The sequence below is a fragment of the Providencia sp. PROV116 genome, from assembly GCF_028482485.1.
Lineage (GTDB): Bacteria > Pseudomonadota > Gammaproteobacteria > Enterobacterales > Enterobacteriaceae > Providencia > Providencia rettgeri.
In genome coordinates this window covers 1-2,504 of record NZ_JAMPQO010000025.1, presented here as the reverse complement: position 1 = coordinate 2,504, position 2,504 = coordinate 1, and the positions used below count along the sequence as shown (strand labels likewise).

General features: G+C 41.7%; 1 protein-coding gene and 4 tRNA genes. 1 reads left to right on the top strand and 4 read right to left on the bottom strand.

The genetic code is table 11. The features are described from left to right. Positions 1-90 precede the first annotated feature (90 nt). The 4 genes from PSE72_RS16975 to PSE72_RS16960 all read right to left on the bottom strand — a co-directional run bounded on the left by PSE72_RS16975 (position 91) and on the right by PSE72_RS16960 (position 489). Positions 91-166 (bottom strand) — tRNA-Lys (locus PSE72_RS16975). A 36-nt stretch (positions 167-202) separates the two neighbouring features. Further along, positions 203-278, bottom strand: a tRNA-Val gene (locus PSE72_RS16970). 34 nt (positions 279-312) lie between these two features. Then, positions 313-388 (bottom strand) — tRNA-Val (locus tag PSE72_RS16965). Between the two features lie 25 nt (positions 389-413). Further along, positions 414-489: transfer RNA gene (locus PSE72_RS16960), tRNA-Val, on the bottom strand. 423 nt (positions 490-912) lie between these two features. Here PSE72_RS16960 and gltX point away from each other — a divergent pair. Beyond that, on the top strand, positions 913-2,334 hold the full coding sequence (gene gltX, locus PSE72_RS16955; RefSeq protein ID WP_115166988.1) for a glutamate--tRNA ligase: 1,422 nt from the start codon (positions 913-915) through the stop codon (positions 2,332-2,334). The last annotated feature ends 170 nt before the right edge of the window (positions 2,335-2,504 follow it).

Below are 2,504 nucleotides of genomic sequence, written 5' to 3'. Positions count from 1 at the left end.
CGAACCTGCGACCAATTGATTAAAAGTCAACTGCTCTACCGACTGAGCTAACGACCCATCTTGGAAGTTCTGATTTTTTTACTGCTTAGATGGTGGGTCGTGCAGGATTCGAACCTGCGACCAATTGATTAAAAGTCAACTGCTCTACCGACTGAGCTAACGACCCATCTAAATTGTTTTTTAATGCAAGTAGCTAATGAAGTGGTGGGCGATAGCGGGCTCGAACCACTGACCCCCTCCTTGTAAGGGAGGTGCTCTACCAACTGAGCTAATCGCCCACTTCATGACTTATATTACATTATAATAAATAATTGGTGGGCGATAGCGGGCTCGAACCACTGACCCCCTCCTTGTAAGGGAGGTGCTCTACCAACTGAGCTAATCGCCCAATTATTTATTGTCATCGTCAACGGTGGTGGGCGATAGCGGGCTCGAACCACTGACCCCCTCCTTGTAAGGGAGGTGCTCTACCAACTGAGCTAATCGCCCCGTCGTCGATGGAGGTGCATTATAGGGATACTGAGTTCTGAGTCAACGCTTTTTCAATAGATTTTTATCGTTCGTTGCAAAAATAATCAAGATGTTTCAATATTCACCAGAAAAGCTGCCTTTTTAATCAATTACCTATCATTTTCTCTTTGTTCTTTTAAGAAAAAAACAGAAATTATTTTTAAAGCGCATTTATTTATGTCAAATTTGGCGAAACAGCGTAATTTCTTGTCTTCTATTCTGATAACTTGATTGAGGAATCATTGTAGGATGATAGAATAGATACACATTTTAGCAATGCTTAGACATTTCGCTGTTTAGAACATCAAACTTGCTACCCAGTTAACTGTGCTTGTTTTTTTAGTCTTCTACAGTAAATAGATAAGCGCTTCAAAAACATGTTTTGCAATTAAGGCAATCTCGATGAGTAAAATCAAAACCCGTTTTGCGCCAAGTCCAACTGGCTATTTACACGTTGGTGGTGCACGTACCGCTCTGTATTCCTGGTTATTTAGTCGCCACAATCATGGCGAATTTGTCCTGCGTATTGAAGATACTGACTTAGAACGTTCAACTCAGGAAGCTATCGACGCCATTATGGACGGTATGAACTGGTTGAATTTAAATTGGGATGAAGGCCCTTATTATCAAACTAAACGTTTTGACCGTTATAATGATGTCATTGACCAAATGTTAGATGCGGGTACCGCTTATCGTTGTTATTGTTCAAAAGAGCGTCTAGAAGCGTTACGTGAAGAACAAATGGCAAATAACGAAAAACCTCGGTACGATGGTTGCTGCCGTGATCATGCTCACAACCATACGCCAGATGAGCCACACGTTGTTCGTTTTCGTAATCCACAAGAAGGTTCCGTTATTTTTGACGACAAAATTCGTGGGCCAATTGAGTTTAGTAACCAAGAACTGGATGACTTAATCATTCGCCGTACTGATGGTTCCCCGACATATAATTTCTGTGTCGTAATTGATGACTGGGATATGGAAATCACTCATGTTATTCGTGGTGAAGACCATATTAATAACACACCTCGCCAGATCAATATTCTAAAAGCATTAGGGGCACCAGTGCCTGTGTATGCCCACGTGTCAATGATCCTAGGTGATGATGGTAAAAAACTGTCAAAACGCCATGGTGCAGTTAGCGTTATGCAGTACCGTGATGACGGTTATTTGCCGCAAGCGCTTCTTAATTATCTTGTGCGTTTAGGTTGGTCTCATGGTGACCAAGAAATTTTCACCGTTGAAGAAATGAAAGAGTATTTCAGCCTTGATGCAATCAGTAAATCAGCAAGTGCGTTCAACACTGAAAAACTGCAATGGTTAAACCACCACTATATCAATACATTACCAGCAGAAGAAGTTGCAACCTATCTTGCATGGCATATTGAACAACAAAATATTGATACCAGCACAGGGCCTCAATTAGTTGATTTAATCAAATTATTAGGTGAGCGTTGCAAAACATTGAAAGAAATGGCGGAATCTTGCCACTATTTCTACCAGGATTTTGAAGAGTTTGATGCTGATGCCGCGAAAAAACACTTACGACCTGTTGCACGTCAACCGTTAGAAGTCGTAAAAGATAAGTTAGCTGCGATCACTGATTGGACGGCTGAGAATGTTCATCAAGCCATCGAAGCTACTGCGGCTGAATTAGAAGTGGGTATGGGTAAAGTGGGAATGCCTTTACGTGTTGCGGTGACCGGTGCTGGCCAATCTCCAGGCCTTGATGTCACTGTTCACGCTATTGGCCAAGCCCGTTCAATCGCTCGTATTGAAAAAGCCTTAGCGTTTATCGCTGAACGTGAAGCTTCGGCTCAATAATTTAAAATTTTCGGCCCCTAATTTATTGGGGGCCAGTTCTCTGCCCCCTCCTTTCCTTACTAAACTGATTGCAAAATGTTCTATATTTCAGCAATTAAACCTAAAACCCGATTATTTTATTGACACTCTAAGTTAGCTTGAATATGATGCATCCCGTCCAAAAGATTTTG

Coding starts and splice junctions, on each gene's coding strand:
- gltX (WP_115166988.1), top strand. CDS start 913: ATGAGTAAAATCAAAACCCGTTTTGCGCCAAGTCCAACTGGCTATTTA.